Origin of the sequence: Pseudomonas sp. KCJK8993 (genome assembly GCF_046230915.1) — a bacterium.
GTDB lineage: Bacteria > Pseudomonadota > Gammaproteobacteria > Pseudomonadales > Pseudomonadaceae > Aquipseudomonas > Aquipseudomonas piscis.
In genome coordinates, this window is record NZ_JBJJLO010000062.1 from 1 (window position 1) to 18,432 (window position 18,432).

An 18,432-nucleotide genomic window follows, 5' to 3' on the forward strand; every position below is an offset into this window, starting at 1 on the left:
GAAAAGCGCGTGCGTATCGCCAGCGCTGGAGACAGCGCTATCACTGCCAGCTGCGAAGGCTCCGGCGGCAATGTCTACCGCCAGACCATTACCCTGCGTGAGTCGAGCAAGGGCAACCTGCTGCTGATCGACGGCCACTGCACGTGCCCGGTACACAGCAACTGCAAGCACATCGCCGCCGTCCTCCTGCAAGTGGAGGACATCCTGGCCTACCCGGCGGCGGCCAAGGACGCCGAGCTCCTGGAGAAACTCTCCGCCGTGCTCGACAGCCGCCGCCCACCGGCTGCGCCCCAGCAACTGCTGGACGACGTGCGACCGGTGCCCCGGCTATGGCTGGCGAGCATCGAGTTCAGCGCCTTCGAACCGCGCAACGGCAAGATGCAGCGCTATATCCAGCACCGCGCCGCGCTGTCCTTCAATTACCTGGGCGAATACGCCAGCGGCCAGAAGCACGCCGACCTGATCATCCGCCAGGAACAGCAGACCCTGCGCATCAAGCGCCAGCCAGAGCAGGAGCAGGCTTGTCGCGAGCAGTTGCGCGCCCTGGGCTTCAAGATCGCCACTCGGCAAAGCAAGGCGCTCCCGGAAAGCGCCGGCGAGCTGTACGAGATGGTCAACGACAGCGCCTGGCTGACCTTCACCCTCAACGAGCTGCCCAAGCTGCGCGAACAACAGTGGGAGCTGCAGATCGACGAGGGTTTCGGCTTCGACCTGACGGCAGTGGACGACTGGTACGCCAGCGTCGACGAAGCCCCGGGACGGGACTGGTTCGACCTGGAGCTGGGGATCATCGTCAACGGCGAGCGCCTGAGCCTGCTGCCGATCCTGCTCAACCTGATGCGCTCGCACACCGAGATCCTCAACCCGGAGCGCCTGGCCAAGCGCCGCGACGACGAGCTGATCCTGGTGAACATTCCCAACCGCCCCAACTCCCTGCACGGCCCGCTGCAGGTGGCGCTGCCCTATGGCCGCTTGAAGCCGGTGCTGGCGACCCTGGGCGAGTTCTACTTGCAGGAAAACAGCGACCTGGCCCTGCGCCTGAGCAACGCCGACGCCATCCGCCTCAACCCGCTCGAGGAACTACCGCTGCTTTGGGAGGGTGGCGAGCACATTCGCAGCTTCGCCCAGCGCTTGCGGGACATCCGCGACTATTCAGCGCCAGTCCCCGAGGGGCTCAACGCGACCCTACGCCCCTATCAACTTGAAGGCCTGAGCTGGATGCAGTCGCTGCGCCAACTGGAAGTGGGCGGCATCCTGGCCGACGACATGGGCCTGGGCAAGACCCTGCAGACCCTGGCCCACATCCTCAGCGAGAAGAACGCCGGGCGCCTGGATCGCCCGTGCATGGTGGTGATGCCCACCAGCCTGATCCCCAACTGGCTGGATGAAGCCGCGCACTTCACGCCGCAGCTCAAGGTCCTGGCGCTGTACGGCGCCGGGCGCAAGAAGCATTTCCCGCAGCTGGCCGACTACGACCTGTTACTGACCACCTATGCCCTGCTCCCCAAGGACCTCGAACAGCTGGCTGCACAGCCGCTGCACGTGCTGATCCTGGATGAAGCCCAATACATCAAGAACCCGTCGAGCAAGGCCGCCCAGGCCACCCGCCAGCTCATTGCCCGGCAGCGCCTGTGCCTGTCCGGCACGCCTTTGGAGAACCACCTGGGCGAGCTCTGGTCGCTGTTCCACTTCCTGCTGCCAGGCTGGCTGGGGGACGCCAAGAGCTTCAATCGCGACTACCGCGTGCCTATCGAGAAGCAAGCCAGCGAGGCGCGCCTGCAGCACCTCAACGGCCGGATCAAGCCGTTCCTCTTGCGCCGTACCAAGGAACAGGTGGCCACCGAACTGCCGCCCAAGACCGAGATCATCCACTGGGTCGAGCTCAACGAGGCGCAACGCGACGTTTACGAAACCATGCGCCTGGCCATGGATAAGAAGGTTCGCGACGAGATCACCCGCAAGGGCGTGGCGCGCAGCCAGATCATCATCCTCGAAGCGCTGCTCAAGCTGCGCCAGGTGTGCTGTGACCTGCGCCTGGTCAACGACTCGCCGCCAGCCCGCGGCAGCTCGTCCGGCAAGCTCGACAGCCTGATGGCCATGCTCGAGGAACTGTTCGACGAGGGCCGGCGCATCCTGCTGTTCTCGCAGTTCACCTCGATGCTGGGCCTGATCGAGATCGAGCTCAAGCGACGCAACATCACCTACGGCCTGCTCACCGGCCAGACCCGGGACCGACGCACCCCGGTGCGGGATTTCCAGAGCGGCAAGCTGCAGATCTTCCTCATCAGCCTCAAGGCCGGCGGGGTCGGCCTGAACCTGACCGAGGCCGACACCGTGATCCACTACGACCCCTGGTGGAACCCGGCCACCGAAACCCAGGCTACCGATCGGGCCTATCGCATCGGCCAGGAAAAGCCGGTGTTCGTCTACAAGCTGATCGCCCGGGGTACCGTAGAAGAGAAGATCCAGCACCTGCAGCAGGAAAAATCCGACTTGGCGGCAGGCGTACTGGATGGACGCCAGGCTGGCGACTGGAAACTGCAGGGCGAGGACATCGAGGCATTGTTCGCCCCGCTGCCGGATAACAAGACAGGCCGCTGAGGCGGCCTGTCGAAGGGATCGGGATCAGTCGATCAACTGCGCATCGCGCAACGCGGCCAGCGCAGTCAACCAACGAGGATCCTGCTTGTACTCCAAGTCGGCGAAGGCCTGGCCACGCATCCGCGCGATCCGTGGCGACGGGCTGACCTTGAGGCGCTGGGCAGCGCTCAGGGCCAGCTCGGCGGCAGCGCGGTCGTTGCACACCAGGCCCATGTCGCATCCGGCGCTCAGGGCCGCCTCGATCCGGCTCGCGGCGTCGCCCACTACGTGGGCTCCGGCCATGGACAGGTCATCACTGAAGATCACTCCGTCGAACCGCAACTCGCCGCGCAGGATGTCCTGCAGCCAGCGCCGCGAGAAGCCGGCCGGCTGGCCGTCGACCTGCGGATAGATCACATGGGCCGGCATCACCGCCGCCAGTTGCTTGCTCAGGCGGGCGAATGGCAGCAAGTCCTTGGCACGGATCTCCTCCAGGCTGCGCTCGTCATTGGGGATCGCCACGTGGGAATCCGCCTCGGCCCAGCCATGGCCGGGGAAGTGCTTGCCGGTGGCCGCCATGCCGGCGCTGTTCATGCCCCGGATGAAGGCTCCGGCCAACAGCGCGGCGTGCTCCGGATCGCCTTCGAAGGCCCGGGTGCCCACCACAGCGCTACGCTGGTGATCGAGATCCAGCACCGGCGCGAAACTCAGATCCAGGCCAACCGCCAGGACTTCGGTGGCCATGACCCAGCCGCACTGCTCGGCCAGGTACTCGGCATTCGGGTTGTCGGCCAGGGCACGCATCGCCGGCAGGCGGACGAAGCCCTGGCGCAAGCGCTGCACCCGGCCACCTTCCTGGTCCACCGCCAGCAGCAGGTCGGGACGGATCGCCCGGATCGCCGCGCACAGCTCGCGCACTTGGCGTGGATGCTCGATATTGCGGGCAAAGATGATCAACCCGCCCACCTCGGGCTGACGCAGGAGGTGGCGATCTTCGGCCGTCAGCCAGGTACCGGCGACGTCCACCATCAAGGAGCCTTGCAGGCCAGCGGTCATGGAGTTTCCTTAAACACGAATGCGCACACCATCGACGCCGGCAGCCATGAGACACAGGCGCCCACGGCGATCGATGTCGCGAAGGGGAAAATACGGAAGTGGAAAACGAGAATCGGCATGGGCGGCTAGCTTAGCGGATGTAAGCTGTCGCGCCCAGCCGGAGGGTCAGGCCTTGGCGGCTGCCGGGGCCGGCTTGCTGCGCGGCCTGAGCTGGGCGCTGGCCATGGCTTCGTCGGTGACGCCGGTTTCGGCACGCATGCCGGCGGCCAGAAACGGCACCATCAGGCGCATCACTTGTTCGATGGAAGTGTTGACCCCGAAGTCGGTCTCGGCGATGGCCCGCAGGGCCTTGATCCCGGACATGCTGAAGGCCGCCGCACCCAGCATGAAGTGCACCCGCCAGAACAGCTCGATCGGTGGAATACGTGGCGCCGCTTCATTGACCAGCAACATGTAGCGGCGGAACACCTTGCCGTACATGTCTTCCAGGTAACGCCGCAGGTGGCCCTGGCTCTGGCTGAAGGCCAAGCCCAGCAGGCGCATGAAGATCGACAGGTCGTTGCCACTGCGCGGCTGTACTACCAAGGCCTGTTCAACGAGGATTTCCAGCAGCTCTTCCAGGCTCGGCTTGCTGTCGGGCTTGGACTGACGCCGCTCCAGTTCGCGATCGAGACTGATGCAGAACGGCCCGAGAAAGCGCGAGAACACCGCCTGGATCAGGGCTTTCTTGGAACCGAAATGGTAATTGACCGCCGCCAGGTTGACCCCGGCCTTGCTGGTGATCAGGCGCAACGAGGTTTCGGCAAAACCTTTTTCCGCGAACAACTGCTCGGCAGCATCGAGAATGCGTTCAACGGTTTCCGACTGGGCCATGGCTACTCCGCCTGACAAACACTTGTTTGAAACATACGTTTCAGGCTCTTTATTGTCAAGCCTGCCTGCCCTTCCCGAGGCCTTCCGGCGCGCTATTTAATCATACCTGCCGGCCGCTGTAGCCTGCCGGGGCCGGCAGATTCCGATGCCAGGACGACAACCGTCGGGCCGGGCATGGCAAAAGGAGGATTGCCAAGCCAGGTCCACTGTATATAATCCCAGCAACTGTATAAAAAGACAGAGCGATCGACATGCTAAAACTGACGCCACGCCAAGCTGAGATTCTGGCTTTTATCAAACGTTGCCTCGAAGACAATGGCTATCCGCCGACCCGCGCCGAAATCGCGCAGGAACTGGGCTTCAAGTCTCCCAATGCCGCCGAGGAACACCTCAAGGCACTAGCACGCAAGGGCGCCATCGAGATGACTCCAGGCGCCTCCCGCGGCATCCGTGTCCCGGGCTTCGAAGCCAAAAGCGACGACACCCTGCCGATCATTGGCCGGGTCGCCGCTGGTGCACCGATCCTCGCCCAGCAGCACATCGAAGAGTCCTGCAACATCAACCCGACTTTCTTCCATCCGCGCGCCGACTACCTGCTGCGGGTCCACGGCATGAGCATGAAGGACATCGGCATCTTCGATGGCGACCTGCTGGCCGTGCACACCACCCGTGAAGCTCGCAACGGCCAGGTGGTCGTGGCACGCATCGGCGACGAAGTCACGGTCAAGCGTTTCAAGCGCGAAGGCAGCAAGGTCTGGCTGATTGCCGAGAATCCCGAGTTCGCCCCCATTGAAGTCAACCTGAAAGACCAGGAACTGGTGATCGAAGGCTTGAGTGTCGGCGTCATTCGCCGCTGAAGGAGGCTCCATGCAGTTCCCCCATATCCCCCAGCAAGCACAGCTCCCGCTGTTCGAAGCATTCCTGGCCCAACCCCTGGCGCCGGCTCTCAAGGAAGCAGCCGAATCGCCCTGGAACAATGCCCCAGAAGCTTTCAGCGAACTGTCATTACGTGGCGCCGCCGGGAACTGCCTGAACCTGTTGGCCCCCATCCTCAGGGAACTGAGCCAGGACCAGGATGCCCGCTGGCTCACCCTGATCGCCCCACCCTCCAGTGTTACCCAGGCCTGGCTGCGGGATGCCGGCCTGAATCGCGAACGCATCCTGCTACTGCACCCCCGAGGCACCCAGAGCCCTCAACAACTGGCCTGCGAAGCCCTGCGCCTGGGCCGTAGCCATACGGTGGTCAGCTGGCTGAACCCACTGAGCAGCAGCGCCAGGCAACAGCTGGTCAGCGCTGCGCGGACTGGCGAGGCACAAAGCCTGAATATCCGCCTGGGATAAACAACGGGAAATAGCTGGAGACACGCTTGGATGATTCAAGGCTTCTCCAGGACTGAGAAGCCGAAACAACGCGACGAGCGGCCTAAAGAAGCCGATGGACGGGCCTTAGTGAAGAACCCGCGGCCCTTCTTCCTTCTCGATTTCACCCTCGACCAAGCGGCCAGCCATTTGTACGCCGACGCTCAACATGGCCTTGGCCACCTCCACATGCTGGCCTTGCAGAAAGGCCTTGGCATCCTCGGAGAAATCCAAAGTCACCAGAGAACCCTCGTCTTCAGCCCTGCGCAGCTCGATACGGCCGTCTGGCAACTCGACAATTTCTAGAAAGGACGTTGGCATATAGATTTATTCTCCACGAAAGGCGAAGGATTATACCAGCCATCGCCCGAACCTCGCGCGGGAATCGCTTGAGTCCGATTGGCTGCCTCTCGAAGAACCAGGTACCAACCAGCAGCAGCGCAATAGCGCGAGAACCTCTTGGTATCTTCAAAAATTTGGCTTGTATTCAAAATCCATTGCAACCTGACCAGCAGAGAACGGCGCTGTAAGAAGCCTGCTCACATTCAATCGATTGACCACCGAACCACGTGAACAACTGGACGCTATTGTTGAAATGCTGCTAATCCCAGGTTGGGTGATGGAAGACTTGAGCCTGCCGATAACCACCAGCAAAACTGCGCCGGATTGAGCCCACGCCACTACTCAATAGTGCAAACGCACTCACTGCGCATCGTGCTTGAGAGTCAAAAACACTGAACTCGGGTTCTCCTGCCGAACTTCTTCCTGCGAGGCCGGATCGACTGGACCACCTTGCAGCAGCACCAACTGGTACACCCATTCCAGCACCGAAAACAGCCCAGGTAGCTCAATCCCCTCCACGATCCGCTGACGAAAGACGGCAAGATCGCTCAACGCCCCAAGATCGGCACGGGCCATGATCTCATCGCCGAAGCTCAGGCAGAGCCGCCCCTGGCTGGAAAACTCCAGGTTGACCTTATCCAGGCGACGCGCCAACTCCAGCAAAAAACCCAGGGTCGCGCCCGTGGCGAATCGCTCGCAACCGGCCTGATCATTGCCCCGCAGTACGAAGGTCTCATCGAAAGCGCTGCAACCGGTCTTGAACGGCTGCAACGTCTGTGGGGCCGGCAAAGGACTGGAACGAACCGCGATATCCATCACCCAAGGGAAATCCACCACCAGGCTATAGCGATTGAAGGTATCGAAGACCTTCCTGTAGCTGCCATCCGGCCCACGCTGGTTGCTGGAGGTAACGTACTGCAGTTGGTGGTATTCGAACGCCAGCCGGTGGCAGCCTCCCCGATAGACGCCCTGGACCGAGTCGACGATGTGACGTCGCTCATTGCCTCGCTGATATTCGATGAATTCACTATTGAGCTTCTTCAGGCGCCACTCGGCGGTACTGTCGAATTCGCTCAATTCATTGCAGAACAGTGCACATTTGCGAGCAATGCTGGCGGCCAGGTCCGTCGATGATCCAGAAAGCCCTTTACCGATGTAGTAGCTGAAAAAGACCAGGGCTAGACCCAGCCAGAACATCCCACCCATGCCATCCATCAACCACATCGCGGCAAAGGTGGCAAAGGCCAGCACCAGAAGGACTATCGACTGCATATGATCGAACTCCAGCCCGCCGGGAAACACCTCGAGCCTGTCGAGCACCTCCAGCAAATCCGCGTTTGAGCGGGCACGGGCGACCCGCACCTGAGCGTCATGAAGCAGGCGAACCAATGCCTGGTCACGCAAGAAGAACAGCATGAATCTTCCTTGATCAAATTGTCGTACAGCGGATCAGTCGGCGTCCGGGCTCAACACTCGTTCAAGCCGTCCCGAAAACGAATGGCCAGGGCCTTGAGATTCTGCCGCCAGCTTTCCAGCTCCTCATGCCCCAGCTCTGGCGGCTCCTCTTCATCCAGGCTGACCGCCACGATCAACGGCTGGGTGACATCGCCCTTGGGCTTGTGGGGCGCCCTTGGCGGCTGGAGCAAAGTCCCATAGGCGGTCAGCAACTGCGCCAGCCAGCTTTGCGGGCTCTGCGCCAGCTCGATCAACTCCGCCAGCTCGGGAATGGCGATGTTTTCCAGCACCTCACGATTGAGGATCTGCTCCACGCGGGAAGCACCTGCCTGGGGCAATCGATAGAACCCGGCAATCTCGTGGCACAACCCGAGCAGCGCCCCGTACAGGTGAAACAACACCGATTCGCGGCCAGCCTGGACCAGGGCCTGGGCATTCATCGCCCGCCCCTCTTGCGCCCGCGCCAAAGCCTCCAGGGCCAAGCCGGCGAAATAGATTTTCTGATTGGTACGGGTATAGAGCTCATGGGCCATGTAGGCAGCCTCCACCATAAGAACAGAGCCGGATGCGGGTATCGCAGTTTCAGGGATCGCTCAGGCCGGCCGCAAGCCAAAAGAAAGGCCGCATGCTCCAAGGGAACATGCGGCCTTGTCAGTCACCGCGCGGAGGTCGCCCTACAGCGCTCACGGGACTTCAGCGCTTGTCCTCGACCTTCCAGCTGCCGCCGTCGTAGAAGGCGCGCCAACCAGTAGGCTTGCCATCGACTTCGGTCTGCACGTACTGCTCTTTGGTCTTGCGACTGTAGCGCACCACCGCTGGACGGCCTTCCGGATCCTTTTGCGGCGCTTCACAGAGGAAGTGATACTTCGGATCGATCTCGTCCTTGTGCGGGATCAGCTCGAGCACCAGCGGCGCACGGGTCTCGCGGTTCTTCGGGAACTGGCTGGCGGCCAGGAACAGCCCCGATGCACCGTCACGCAGGATATAGGTGTCGTTGACTTTCTCGCACTTGAGCTCAGGCATCTTCACCGGGTCCATCTTCGGCGGCGCCGCATCGCCGCTCTTGAGCAGCTTGCGGGTGTTCTTGCAGGTCGGGTTGGTGCAACCGAAGAACTTGCCGAAACGACCGGTCTTGAGCTGCATCTCGCTACCGCACTTGTCGCACTCCAGGCTCGGGCCTTCGTAGCCCTTGATCCGGTAGCTGCCCTCTTCGATCTCGTAGCCGGCGCAATCCGGGTTGTTGCCGCAGATATGCAGCTTGCGCTTTTCATCCAGCAGGTAAGCGTCCATCGCCGTGCTGCAGATCGGGCAACGATGCTTGCCGCGCAGTACCAGGGACTCGGATTCACCCTCGTCGTCCGCCGCGATCTCGTCGCCCGGAACCAGGTTGACCGTGGCCTTGCAGCGCTCCTTGGGTGGCAGGCTGTAACCCGAGCAGCCCAGGAACACGCCTGTGGAGGCCGTACGGATCTGCATCGGCCGGCCGCAGGTCTGGCACGGGATATCGGTCATGACCGGCTGGTTGGCGCGCATACCGCTTTCAGCGCCCTCCGCGACCTCGAGCTTGTTCTTGAAGTCGCCATAGAACTCGTCGAGCACGTTCTTCCAGTCACGCTCGCCCTGGGCCACATCGTCGAGGTTCTCTTCCATGCCGGCGGTGAAGCCGTAGTCCATGAGGTTGGAGAAGCTCTCGGAGAGGCGCTCGGTGACGATATCGCCCATCTTTTCCGAATAGAAGCGTCGGTTGTGCAGGGTCACGTAGCCGCGATCCTGGATGGTGGAGATGATCGCCGCATAGGTCGAAGGACGCCCGATACCACGCTTTTCCATCTCCTTCACCAGGCTGGCTTCGGAGTAGCGCGCCGGCGGCTTGGTGAAGTGCTGGCTCGGATCCAGCTTGATCAGCTTCAGCACTTCGCCCTGGGCCATGTCGGGCAGCACATCGTCATCGCCCGGCTTGCTCACCTGGGGCATGACCCGGGTGTAACCGTCGAACTTGAGGATACGGCCCTTGGCGCGCAGCTCGAAGTCGCCAGCGGCAACGCTGACGGTGGTGGACAGGTATTGCGCTGGCGGCATCTGGCAGGCCACGAATTGGCGCCAGATCAGCTCATACAGGCGCTCGGCGTCACGCTCCATGCCCGACAGCTTGCTCGGATGGGTGTGCACATCGGACGGACGAATCGCTTCGTGCGCCTCCTGGGCCCCTTCCTTGCTGCTGTAGACATTGGGCGAGGCTGGCAGGTACTTGTCACCGAATTCGCTCTCGATATAGCTGCGAGCCATCGCCACGGCGTCGGCCGAGAGGTTGGTGGAGTCGGTACGCATGTAGGTGATGTAGCCCGCTTCGTACAAGCGCTGGGCCATCATCATGGTCTTCTTCACCCCGAAACCCAGGCGGTTGCTCGCGGCCTGCTGCAGGGTGGAAGTGATGAACGGCGCCGAAGGCTTGCTGCTGGTGGGCTTGTCTTCACGCTTGGCGACGCTGTAGGACGACGCCTTGAGCTTCTCCAGCGCCGCCATGGCCTGGGCTTCGTTGAGCGGCTTGAAGGCCTCGCCATTCTCGCGCGCCACTTCGAAACGCACCTTGGCGTTCTTCGCGGTCCCGAGGTCGGCATGCACTTCCCAGTACTCTTCGGGGATGAAGGCGCGGATTTCTCGCTCACGCTCCACCACCAGCTTGACCGCAACCGACTGCACGCGACCGGCGGACAGGCCACGGGCGATCTTGGCCCACAGCAGCGGCGACACCATGTAGCCCACTACGCGGTCGAGGAAGCGCCGGGCCTGCTGGGCATTGACCCGATGGATATCCAGCTCGCCCGGCTGGGAGAAGGCGTCCTGGATCGCCTTCTTGGTGATTTCGTTGAACACCACGCGCTTGTAGCGCTCGTCGTCACCACCGATGGCCTCGCGCAGGTGCCAGGCAATGGCTTCCCCTTCGCGGTCCAAGTCCGTCGCGAGATAGATGGTGTCGGCATCCTTGGCAAGGCGGCGCAGCTCTTCGATGACCTTTTCCTTGCCAGGAAGGATTTCGTACTTGGCTTTCCAGCCGTGCTCGGGATCGACGCCCATGCGCGCCACCAGCTGCTTGCGCGCCTTTTCCTTCGGCGACAGGGCCGGAGCCTCGCCTGCGGCCTTGCCACGCTTGGCGGCAGGCTCCTTGGCGGCACTTGCCGAACCGCTGGTGGGCAGGTCTCGGATATGGCCGATACTCGACTTCACCACGTATTGGTTGCCCAAGTACTTGTTGATGGTCTTGGCCTTAGCCGGGGATTCCACAATGACCAGCGATTTGCCCATGGATCGGAAAATTCCTGAATTCGAGAAGTTGAGGCGGATGGCGCCTGACGCGGCACCGCTATATATAGTGGCAACAAGGTGAGGTCAAGCGCAGGGTACTGCGCGACCTGCGCTCAAGCCGGTGAAAAAAGACTGGGTTCGGCCTGCACCAAAGCAAAGCGTGGGACCTGCTCGCCGTCAACTTCGACTGACTCCAGGAACATGCTCAAGGGACGCACCCAGAAGCCGTAATCGCCATACAGGGCTTGGTAGAACACCACTTCTTCTTCCGTTTCCGAATGCCGCGCCACGCTGAACACGCGGTACTGCGGCCCTTTGTAATGCTGGTAGAGCCCGGGTTGTAACTGCATGCTCTGGCCCTCGTGCAAAAAATTAAAAATCTTCAGAAAAACAAAAACCGGGGCACAGGGCCCCGGCTTCCATCAACCCAACGCTTAAACGCGTTCGAAGACGGTCGAGATACCCTGGCCAAGGCCGATGCACATGGTGGACACACCGAGGGTGCCGCCATTCTGCTTCATGACGTTGAGCAGAGTCCCGGAGATACGCGCGCCGGAACAACCGAAAGGGTGGCCCAGGGCGATCGCGCCGCCGTGCAGGTTAACCTTCTCGTCCATCTTGTCGAGTACTTTCAGATCTTTCAGCACTGGCAGGGCCTGTGCGGCGAAAGCTTCGTTAAGTTCGAAGAAGTCGATATCGGCGATTCCCAGGCCCGCACGCTTCAAGGCTTTTTGCGTAGCCGGTACTGGACCATAGCCCATGATCGCCGGATCCACACCTGCGACCGCCATCGAGCGAATCACTGCCATCGGCTGGATACCCAGGTCCTGGGCACGCTGGGCAGACATCACGATCATGCACGAGGCGCCGTCGGTGATCTGCGACGAAGTACCGGCAGTCACGGTGCCGCCCTTGGGGTTGAACGCCGGCTTCAGGGCCGCCAGGCTTTCCAGGGTAGTGTCCGGACGGATGGTTTCGTCGTAGTCGAACAGCTTCAGGAAGCCGTTCTCGTCGTAACCCTGCATCGGGATGATCTCGTCCTTGAACTTGCCCTCCAGGGTCGCCTTGTGGGCGAGCTGGTGGGAGCGCAGGCCGAAGGCGTCCTGCTGCTCACGGGTGATGCCATGCATCTTGCCCAGCATCTCGGCAGTCAGCCCCATCATGCCCGAGGCCTTCGCCGCATACAGGGACAGGTGCGGGTTCGGATCGACGCCATGCATCATGCTCACATGGCCCATGTGCTCGACGCCGCCGACGACGAACACGTCGCCGTTGCCGGTCATGATCGCCTGCGCCGCGGTGTGCAGGGCGCTCATGGACGAACCGCACAGGCGGCTGACAGTCTGGCCAGCCGAGGTGTGGGGGATCTGGGTCATCAGCGAGGCCATGCGGGCGATGTTCCAGCCCTGCTCCAGGGTCTGGTTGACGCAGCCCCAGATCACGTCCTCGACTTCCGCCGGATCGACCTTGGCGTTGCGCTCCAGCAGCTTGCTGATCAGGTGTGCCGACATGTCTTCGGCACGGGTGTTGCGGTGCATGCCGCCCTTGGAGCGGCCCATCGGAGTACGACCGAAGTCGACAATCACGACGTCTCTAGGATTCAAGCTCATATGTTCACTCTCGCTCTAGTGTGGGCGCTTAACCGAAGAAGCTCTGGCCGTTCTTGGCCATCTCACGCAGCTTCGCGGTCGGGTGGTACAGCGCGCCCAGATCGGCGTACTGGTCGGCCAGGGCAACGAACTGGGCGACACCGATGGAATCGATGTAGCGCAGCGCACCGCCACGGAATGGAGGGAAACCAATACCGTAGACCAAGCCCATGTCGGCTTCGGCAGCGGTCTCGACGATGCCGTCTTCCAGGCAGCGAACGGTTTCCAGGCACAGTGGGATCATCATCCAGTTGATGATGTCTTCGTCGGTGACTTCACGCTGCTCGTAGACGATCGGCTTGAGCACTTCCAGCACCGACGGATCGGCGACCTTCTTCTGCTTGCCGCGCTTGTCGGTCTCATAGGCGTAGAAGCCCTTGCCGTTCTTCTGGCCCAGGCGCTTGGCCTCGTAGAGCACGTCGATGGCCGAACGGCGATCATCCTTCATGCGATCCGGGAAACCTTCGGCCATCACGTCGCGACCATGGTGGCCGGTGTCGATGCCAACCACGTCCATCAGATAGGCCGGGCCCATCGGCCAGCCGAACTTCTCCATGATCTTGTCGATGCGCACGAAGTCCACGCCAGCGCTGACCAGCTTGGCGAAACCGCCGAAGTACGGAAACAGCACGCGGTTGACCAGGAAGCCCGGGCAGTCGTTGACCACGATTGGGTTCTTGCCCATTTTCTTGGCATAGGCAACGGTGGTGGCGACGGCCAGCTCACTGGACTTCTCGCCACGGATCACTTCCACCAGCGGCATCATGTGCACGGGGTTGAAGAAGTGCATGCCGACGAAGTTTTCCGGACGCTTGAGGGCCTTGGCCAACAGGCTGATGGAAATGGTCGAGGTGTTGGACGCCAGGATCGCGCCTTCCTTGACCTGGGCTTCGACTTCAGCCAGTACGGTCTGCTTGACCTTGGGGTTCTCGACCACGGCCTCGACCACCAGGTCGACGTTGCCGAAATCACCGTAGGACAGGGTCGGGCGAATGCCGTTGAGCACTTCGGCCATCTTCGCCGCGGTCATGCGGCCCTTCTCGACGCGGCCAACCAGCAGTTTCGCGGCTTCCGCCAGGCCCTGCTCGATACCGTGTTCGTTGATGTCCTTCATCAGGATCGGCGTGCCCTTGGAGGCCGACTGGTAGGCGATGCCGCCACCCATGATGCCGGCGCCAAGTACGGCGGCCTGCTTCACGTCCTGGGCGATCTCGTCGTAGGCCTTGGCCTTGCGCTTGAGCTCCTGGTCATTCAGGAACAAGCCGATCAGGCTCTGGGCGGCCGAGGTCTTGGCCAGCTTGACGAAGCCTGCGGCTTCCACTTCCAGGGCCTTGTCGCGGCCGAAGTTGGCGGCCTTCTGGATGGTCTTGATCGCCTCGACCGGAGCCGGGTAGTTAGGACCCGCCTGGCCGGCCACGAAACCCTTGGCGGTTTCGAAGGCCATCATCTGCTCAATGGCGTTGAGCTTGATTTTCTCCAGCTTCGGCTGGCGCTTGGCCTTGTAGTCGAACTCGCCGGAGATGGCGCCCTTGAGCAGGGTCAGGGCCGCATCCTTGAGCTTCTCAGGAGCTACCACGGCATCCACCGCGCCGACTTTCAGCGCGTCTTCGGCACGGTTTTCCTTGCCGGCGGCGATCCATTCGATGGCGTTGTCGGTACCGATCAGGCGTGGCAGGCGCACGGTGCCGCCGAAGCCCGGGTAGATGCCCAGCTTGACCTCCGGCAGGCCGATCTTGGCGCTGGCGGACATGACGCGGTAGTCCGCTGCCAGGCACATTTCCAGGCCGCCGCCCAGGGCGATGCCGTTGATGGCGGCAACGGTAGGCACGCCAAGGTCTTCGAAATCGCTGAAGATCTTGTTGGCTTCGAGGTTGCCTGCCACCAGCTCCGCATCCGGCAGCTTGAAGTTGTCGACAAACTCGGTGATGTCGGCGCCGACGATGAACACGTCCTTGCCACTGCTGACGATCACGCCCTTGATCGACGCATCTGCCTTGATGGTGTCAACAGCCTGACGCAATTCGTTCAGGGTTAGACGGTTGAACTTGTTGACGGACTCACCCTTGAGGTCGAAATTCAATTCGACGATGCCGCTTTCAAGAGCCTTAACCGTGATGGCTTTACCTTCGTAAATCATCAACTGATCTCCACGATATGGAAGCTGAACAGTACACGTCGGACGCTAACTTCTGGCATGACACTGACGTCACCGTCGATGCTAACGCCAATCCGCCAGGCACACCCGCCAACGCGATAATCGGGAATCTGTATCGAGACGCCTGAGATACAAACGCTCATTTCATACGCCCGTTTGATTTGGGTACGCCACATTCACGGAAAATCCGCTAATTGTCAATCGTCCGAAATGCTGTTTGAAACGCGACTTTGCGGTCATTCCCGGGTGTCGCGGACCACCAACACGCCCCTGCATCTGCAGTCATTCATAAGATCAATATTTAGAAAAATCGCCCTAAATCTTCCGCGGACATGACAACCCCTGGCTAAGCTTCAGGAAGAAATCCGAACAACGCCGCATGCTTGGCCACTGGAACTGCATGCCGTCACAAGCCCATGCCCAGGCAACAAAAAGCCACCCGAAGGTGGCTTCATGAGAGTTTCCGGCCTGCCTGGCCACCCCGCCCGATGCTGAGTCGGGCTTTTTATTGCCTGGCGCACAGGCTTGCCCCACTTGCTCGACCCTCAAGCCAGGGCCTTGAGTACCGCGGCGATATCCTGCAACACCCGGGGCTCGCCCCGCTCATTCCAGTACAGGGCGATCAGCTGCTTGTCGGCCTCCACCTTGAACACGCCGGCCGGCAGGGTTCGCAGGTGCTGGAACAGCGGCTCATCGACACAGGGCTCGCGCCATTGGTTGACCCAACTTCCCGGGGCCACCTGCCAATAGCTCCAACACGCCACCTGGCCGCCACGCCGTGGACGGTGGTATTGCGGACACGGGTCTGGAGGCTGCTGGCCCAGCCAGTGCGGCCACTCCTGGGGCGCCAACTGCATGGCCAGGCCCATGCGCCGAGCCTCCATGCGCACGGCGATCAACCCACTCTGGCGACGCGAAGGTCGTAGCCATGCCCAGGGACTCAAGACCACCACAAGGATTGACACCACTATCCACACCGTCATATCTGTACTCTCGATTCTCGATGAGCGGGCCGTTGCAACCAACCCGCTTCAAACCAGCCATACTTGAAGCTATTGCAATCCTCTGGAGGAGCGCCTCATGCCCTACCACCATATTCTGGTCGCCGTAGATCTAACCGAAGAGTGCGATCCTGTTATCCACCGGGCCCGCGAACTGTCGGTGAGCAATGGCGCCAAGCTGTCGCTGGTGCACATCGTCGAACCGATGGCGATGGCCTTCGGTGGCGACGTCCCCATGGATCTCTCGCAGTTGCAGCAGCAACAATTCGACCAGGCCAAGGAACGCCTCGACCGCCTGATCAACAAGTACCCGGAACTGACCAAGGAATACAGCCACCTGACCTATGGCCAGCCGCGCCAGGAAATCCATCACCTGGCCAAAGAACAGGAGTGCGACCTGATCGTGGTCGGCAGCCACGGTCGCCATGGCCTGGCCCTGTTGCTCGGCTCCACCGCCAACGACGTCCTGCACGGAGCACCTTGCGACGTGCTGGCGGTACACCTGGCCAAGCGCTGACGCTTGCCGTTGCCGAACTGAAGAACCGATAACCGCACCGACAAAAAGCCCGACTCTGGAGTCGGGCTTTTTGCATCAGGCACCCAGCAATCAGGCATCCAGCTCCGCCCAGCGCTCGACCATCTGGTCCAGTTCGGCGTTCAGTTGCTCCAGCTTCGCGATGACCGCGGTGGTTTCCGCCACGGGCCGCTGGTAGAAACCGGCATCGGCCATTTCCGCCTCGACGTCGGCGATCTGCTGCTCCATGGCCTCGATCTGCCCCGGCAGGGCCTCGAGCTCACGCTGCAGCTTGTAGCTGAGCTTCTTCTTCGCCGCAGGTGCAGCGGCTTCCAGTACTGGCTCCGGCGCCTGGGCCGACACTGGCGGCACTACGGCGGAGTTCAGCTCGGCCTTGCCGGACTTGTTCTCGGTCACACCCAGCAAACGCGGCGAGCCACCCTGGCGGATCCAGTCCTCATAACCACCGACGTACTCGCGCACGCGCCCCTGACCCTCGAAGACCAAGGTGCTGGTGACCACGTTGTCGAGGAAGGCTCGGTCGTGGCTGACCATCAGTACCGTGCCCTGGTAGTTCGACAGCACCTCTTCGAGCAGCTCGAGGGTTTCCACGTCCAGGTCGTTGGTCGGCTCGTCCAGCACCAGCAGGTTGGCCGGTTTGCTGAACAGCTTGGCCAGCAGCAGGCGCGCACGCTCGCCACCCGACAGCGCCTTGACCGGCGTCCGCGCCCGCTGTGGGCTGAACAGGAAGTCACCCAGGTAGCTGAGCACATGCCGGTTCTGGCCATCGATCTCGATGAAGTCGCGACCTTCGGCGACGTTGTCGATCACGGTCTTTTCCAGGTCCAGCTGGTGGCGCAACTGGTCGAAGTAGGCCACTTCGATCCGCGTGCCCTCTTCCACCGTGCCGCTGCTGGGCACCAGGCCGCCCAGCATCAGCTTGAGCAAGGTGGTCTTGCCGGTACCGTTGGCGCCCAGCAGGCCGATACGATCGCCGCGCTGCAGGACCATGGAGAAATCCTTGACCAGGAACGGCCCTTCCGGGTGGGCGAAGCTGACATTCTCCAGCACCATCACCTGCTTGCCGGACTTGTCCGCCGCTTCCAGCTGGATGTTGGCCTTGCCGGTGCGCTCGCGACGCTGGCTACGCTCCACGCGCAAGGCCTTGAGCGCTCGCACGCGGCCCTCGTTACGGGTGCGACGGGCCTTGATGCCCTGGCGAATCCAGACTTCTTCCTGGGCCAGGCGCTTGTCGAACAGTGCGTTGGCGGTTTCTTCCGCGGCCAGGGCCGCTTCCTTGTGCACCAGGAAGCTGGCGTAGTCGCCGTTCCAGTCGATCAGGCCGCCACGATCCAGTTCGAGAATACGAGTGGCCAGGTTCTGCAGGAAGGAACGGTCGTGGGTGATGAACAGCACGGCCCCCGGGAAATCCTTCAACGCTTCTTCCAGCCAGGCGATCGCACCGATGTCCAGGTGGTTGGTCGGCTCGTCGAGCAGCAGCAGGTCCGGCTCCGCCACCAGGGCCTGGGCCAGCAGGACGCGCCGGCGCCAGCCGCCGGACAACTCGGCGAGGGTCTTGTCGGCAGGCAGTTGCAGGCGGCTCAGGGTGCTGTCCACCAGTTGCTGCAAGCGCCAGCCGTCACGAGCCTCGAGGTCGTGCTGGACGTGCATCAGCTTTTCCAGGTCGGCGTCGGTGACGATGTTCTGGCTCAGGTGATGGTACTGGGCCAGCAGCTCACCGACTCCAGCCAGGCCCTGGGCGACCACATCGAACACGGTGCGCTCGTCGGCCACCGGCAACTCCTGGGGCAACTCGCCGATCTTCAGGCCGGGTGCGCGCCATATGGCACCGTCGTCGGGCTTCTGGTCGCCCTTGACCAGCTTCATCATGCTGGACTTGCCAGTACCGTTGCGACCGATGATGCACACCCGCTCGCCACGGGCGATCTGCCAGGACACCTTGTCCAGCAACGGCATGGCGCCGAAAGCAAGGGACACATCGCTGAATTTGAGCAGGGTCATGTTCTTCTCCAAAAACCGGGCGCGCATTCTACCTGAGTTAGGCTCGCAGAAGGCCGGCTATTTCGCCGGTGGCGACCCTGGGGCGACATTTGTTGCCAACTGATACCAGCGAACCGGCAAAGC

General features: G+C 62.0%; 15 protein-coding genes. 4 read left to right on the forward strand and 11 right to left on the reverse strand.

Annotated features, from left to right (window positions below; all coding sequences use genetic code 11):
- A partial coding sequence (locus ACK6AU_RS19080) for a DEAD/DEAH box helicase (protein WP_409300682.1) occupies positions 1–2,601 on the forward strand: 2,601 nt, incomplete at its 5' end.
- A gap of 24 nt (positions 2,602–2,625) precedes the next feature.
- On the opposite strand, the gene nagZ is transcribed toward ACK6AU_RS19080, so the two are convergent.
- A complete protein-coding gene (gene nagZ / locus ACK6AU_RS19085) occupies positions 2,626–3,624 on the reverse strand; it encodes a beta-N-acetylhexosaminidase (protein WP_185699660.1) in 999 nt (332 codons plus the stop codon).
- Between the two features lie 177 nt (positions 3,625–3,801).
- Positions 3,802–4,509 carry a TetR/AcrR family transcriptional regulator gene (locus tag ACK6AU_RS19090; RefSeq protein WP_022643354.1) on the reverse strand — a complete coding sequence of 236 codons (708 nt, stop codon included), beginning with the start codon at positions 4,507–4,509 and terminating at the stop codon, positions 3,802–3,804.
- A gap of 251 nt (positions 4,510–4,760) precedes the next feature.
- On the opposite strand from ACK6AU_RS19090, the gene lexA reads away from it, so the two are divergent.
- Together lexA and sulA are read left to right on the forward strand one after the other, a co-directional pair.
- A complete protein-coding gene (lexA, locus tag ACK6AU_RS19095) occupies positions 4,761–5,366 on the forward strand; it encodes a transcriptional repressor LexA (RefSeq protein WP_409300685.1) in 606 nt (201 codons plus the stop codon).
- Between the two features lie 10 nt (positions 5,367–5,376).
- The gene (gene sulA, locus ACK6AU_RS19100) at positions 5,377–5,850 is read left to right on the forward strand and encodes an SOS-induced cell division inhibitor SulA (RefSeq protein WP_185699636.1); all 474 of its coding nucleotides are present in this window, start codon (positions 5,377–5,379) and stop codon (positions 5,848–5,850) included.
- A 105-nt stretch (positions 5,851–5,955) separates the two neighbouring features.
- Here the strand turns inward: sulA and ACK6AU_RS19105 are convergent, their stop codons facing one another.
- From ACK6AU_RS19105 to ACK6AU_RS19140, 8 genes are all read right to left on the reverse strand, one after another.
- Entirely contained in the window at positions 5,956–6,189 is a 234-nt protein-coding gene (locus ACK6AU_RS19105) for a hypothetical protein (RefSeq protein ID WP_083457029.1), read from the reverse strand.
- A gap of 381 nt (positions 6,190–6,570) precedes the next feature.
- Positions 6,571–7,626 (reverse strand): hypothetical protein, encoded by a 1,056-nt coding sequence (locus ACK6AU_RS19110; RefSeq protein WP_409300688.1) that lies wholly within the window; start codon positions 7,624–7,626, stop codon positions 6,571–6,573.
- Between the two features lie 50 nt (positions 7,627–7,676).
- Complete coding sequence (locus tag ACK6AU_RS19115) at positions 7,677–8,198, reverse strand: DUF6586 family protein (RefSeq protein ID WP_409300690.1); 522 nt, start codon at positions 8,196–8,198, stop codon at positions 7,677–7,679.
- Between the two features lie 160 nt (positions 8,199–8,358).
- Complete coding sequence (gene topA / locus ACK6AU_RS19120) at positions 8,359–10,968, reverse strand: type I DNA topoisomerase (RefSeq protein ID WP_185699633.1); 2,610 nt, start codon at positions 10,966–10,968, stop codon at positions 8,359–8,361.
- A 113-nt stretch (positions 10,969–11,081) separates the two neighbouring features.
- A complete protein-coding gene (locus ACK6AU_RS19125) occupies positions 11,082–11,318 on the reverse strand; it encodes a DUF1653 domain-containing protein (RefSeq protein WP_019093731.1) in 237 nt (78 codons plus the stop codon).
- Positions 11,319–11,402: 84 nt separating this feature from the next.
- The gene (gene fadA / locus ACK6AU_RS19130) at positions 11,403–12,578 is read right to left on the reverse strand and encodes an acetyl-CoA C-acyltransferase FadA (protein ID WP_409300693.1); all 1,176 of its coding nucleotides are present in this window, start codon (positions 12,576–12,578) and stop codon (positions 11,403–11,405) included.
- 28 nt (positions 12,579–12,606) lie between these two features.
- On the reverse strand, positions 12,607–14,754 hold the full coding sequence (fadB, locus tag ACK6AU_RS19135) for a fatty acid oxidation complex subunit alpha FadB (protein ID WP_185699632.1): 2,148 nt from the start codon (positions 14,752–14,754) through the stop codon (positions 12,607–12,609).
- Positions 14,755–15,317: 563 nt separating this feature from the next.
- The gene (locus tag ACK6AU_RS19140) at positions 15,318–15,755 is read right to left on the reverse strand and encodes a hypothetical protein (RefSeq protein ID WP_409300695.1); all 438 of its coding nucleotides are present in this window, start codon (positions 15,753–15,755) and stop codon (positions 15,318–15,320) included.
- Positions 15,756–15,852: 97 nt separating this feature from the next.
- Here ACK6AU_RS19140 and ACK6AU_RS19145 point away from each other — a divergent pair, with 97 nt between their 5' ends.
- Positions 15,853–16,290, forward strand: coding sequence for a universal stress protein (locus tag ACK6AU_RS19145; protein WP_022643343.1), 438 nt, complete (start codon positions 15,853–15,855; stop codon positions 16,288–16,290).
- Positions 16,291–16,380: 90 nt separating this feature from the next.
- On the opposite strand, the gene ACK6AU_RS19150 is transcribed toward ACK6AU_RS19145, so the two are convergent.
- The gene (locus tag ACK6AU_RS19150) at positions 16,381–18,309 is read right to left on the reverse strand and encodes an ATP-binding cassette domain-containing protein (RefSeq protein ID WP_409300698.1); all 1,929 of its coding nucleotides are present in this window, start codon (positions 18,307–18,309) and stop codon (positions 16,381–16,383) included.
- Between the last annotated feature and the right edge of the window lie 123 nt (positions 18,310–18,432).

What these genes read in the sequence shown, in the direction of transcription:
- lexA (WP_409300685.1), top strand. Translation starts at nt 4,761, where the DNA reads ATGCTAAAACTGACGCCACGCCAAGCTGAGATTCTGGCTTTTATCAAA.
- ACK6AU_RS19145 (WP_022643343.1), top strand. Translation starts at nt 15,853, where the DNA reads ATGCCCTACCACCATATTCTGGTCGCCGTAGATCTAACCGAAGAGTGC.
- ACK6AU_RS19115 (WP_409300690.1), bottom strand. Translation starts at nt 8,198, where the DNA reads ATGGCCCATGAGCTCTATACCCGTACCAATCAGAAAATCTATTTCGCC.
- ACK6AU_RS19150 (WP_409300698.1), bottom strand. Translation starts at nt 18,309, where the DNA reads ATGACCCTGCTCAAATTCAGCGATGTGTCCCTTGCTTTCGGCGCCATG.
- ACK6AU_RS19140 (WP_409300695.1), bottom strand. Translation starts at nt 15,755, where the DNA reads ATGACGGTGTGGATAGTGGTGTCAATCCTTGTGGTGGTCTTGAGTCCC.
- ACK6AU_RS19090 (WP_022643354.1), bottom strand. Translation starts at nt 4,509, where the DNA reads ATGGCCCAGTCGGAAACCGTTGAACGCATTCTCGATGCTGCCGAGCAG.
- fadA (WP_409300693.1), bottom strand. Translation starts at nt 12,578, where the DNA reads ATGAGCTTGAATCCTAGAGACGTCGTGATTGTCGACTTCGGTCGTACT.
- fadB (WP_185699632.1), bottom strand. Translation starts at nt 14,754, where the DNA reads ATGATTTACGAAGGTAAAGCCATCACGGTTAAGGCTCTTGAAAGCGGC.
- topA (WP_185699633.1), bottom strand. Translation starts at nt 10,968, where the DNA reads ATGGGCAAATCGCTGGTCATTGTGGAATCCCCGGCTAAGGCCAAGACC.
- ACK6AU_RS19110 (WP_409300688.1), bottom strand. Translation starts at nt 7,626, where the DNA reads ATGCTGTTCTTCTTGCGTGACCAGGCATTGGTTCGCCTGCTTCATGAC.
- ACK6AU_RS19105 (WP_083457029.1), bottom strand. Translation starts at nt 6,189, where the DNA reads ATGCCAACGTCCTTTCTAGAAATTGTCGAGTTGCCAGACGGCCGTATC.
- ACK6AU_RS19125 (WP_019093731.1), bottom strand. Translation starts at nt 11,318, where the DNA reads ATGCAGTTACAACCCGGGCTCTACCAGCATTACAAAGGGCCGCAGTAC.
- sulA (WP_185699636.1), top strand. Translation starts at nt 5,377, where the DNA reads ATGCAGTTCCCCCATATCCCCCAGCAAGCACAGCTCCCGCTGTTCGAA.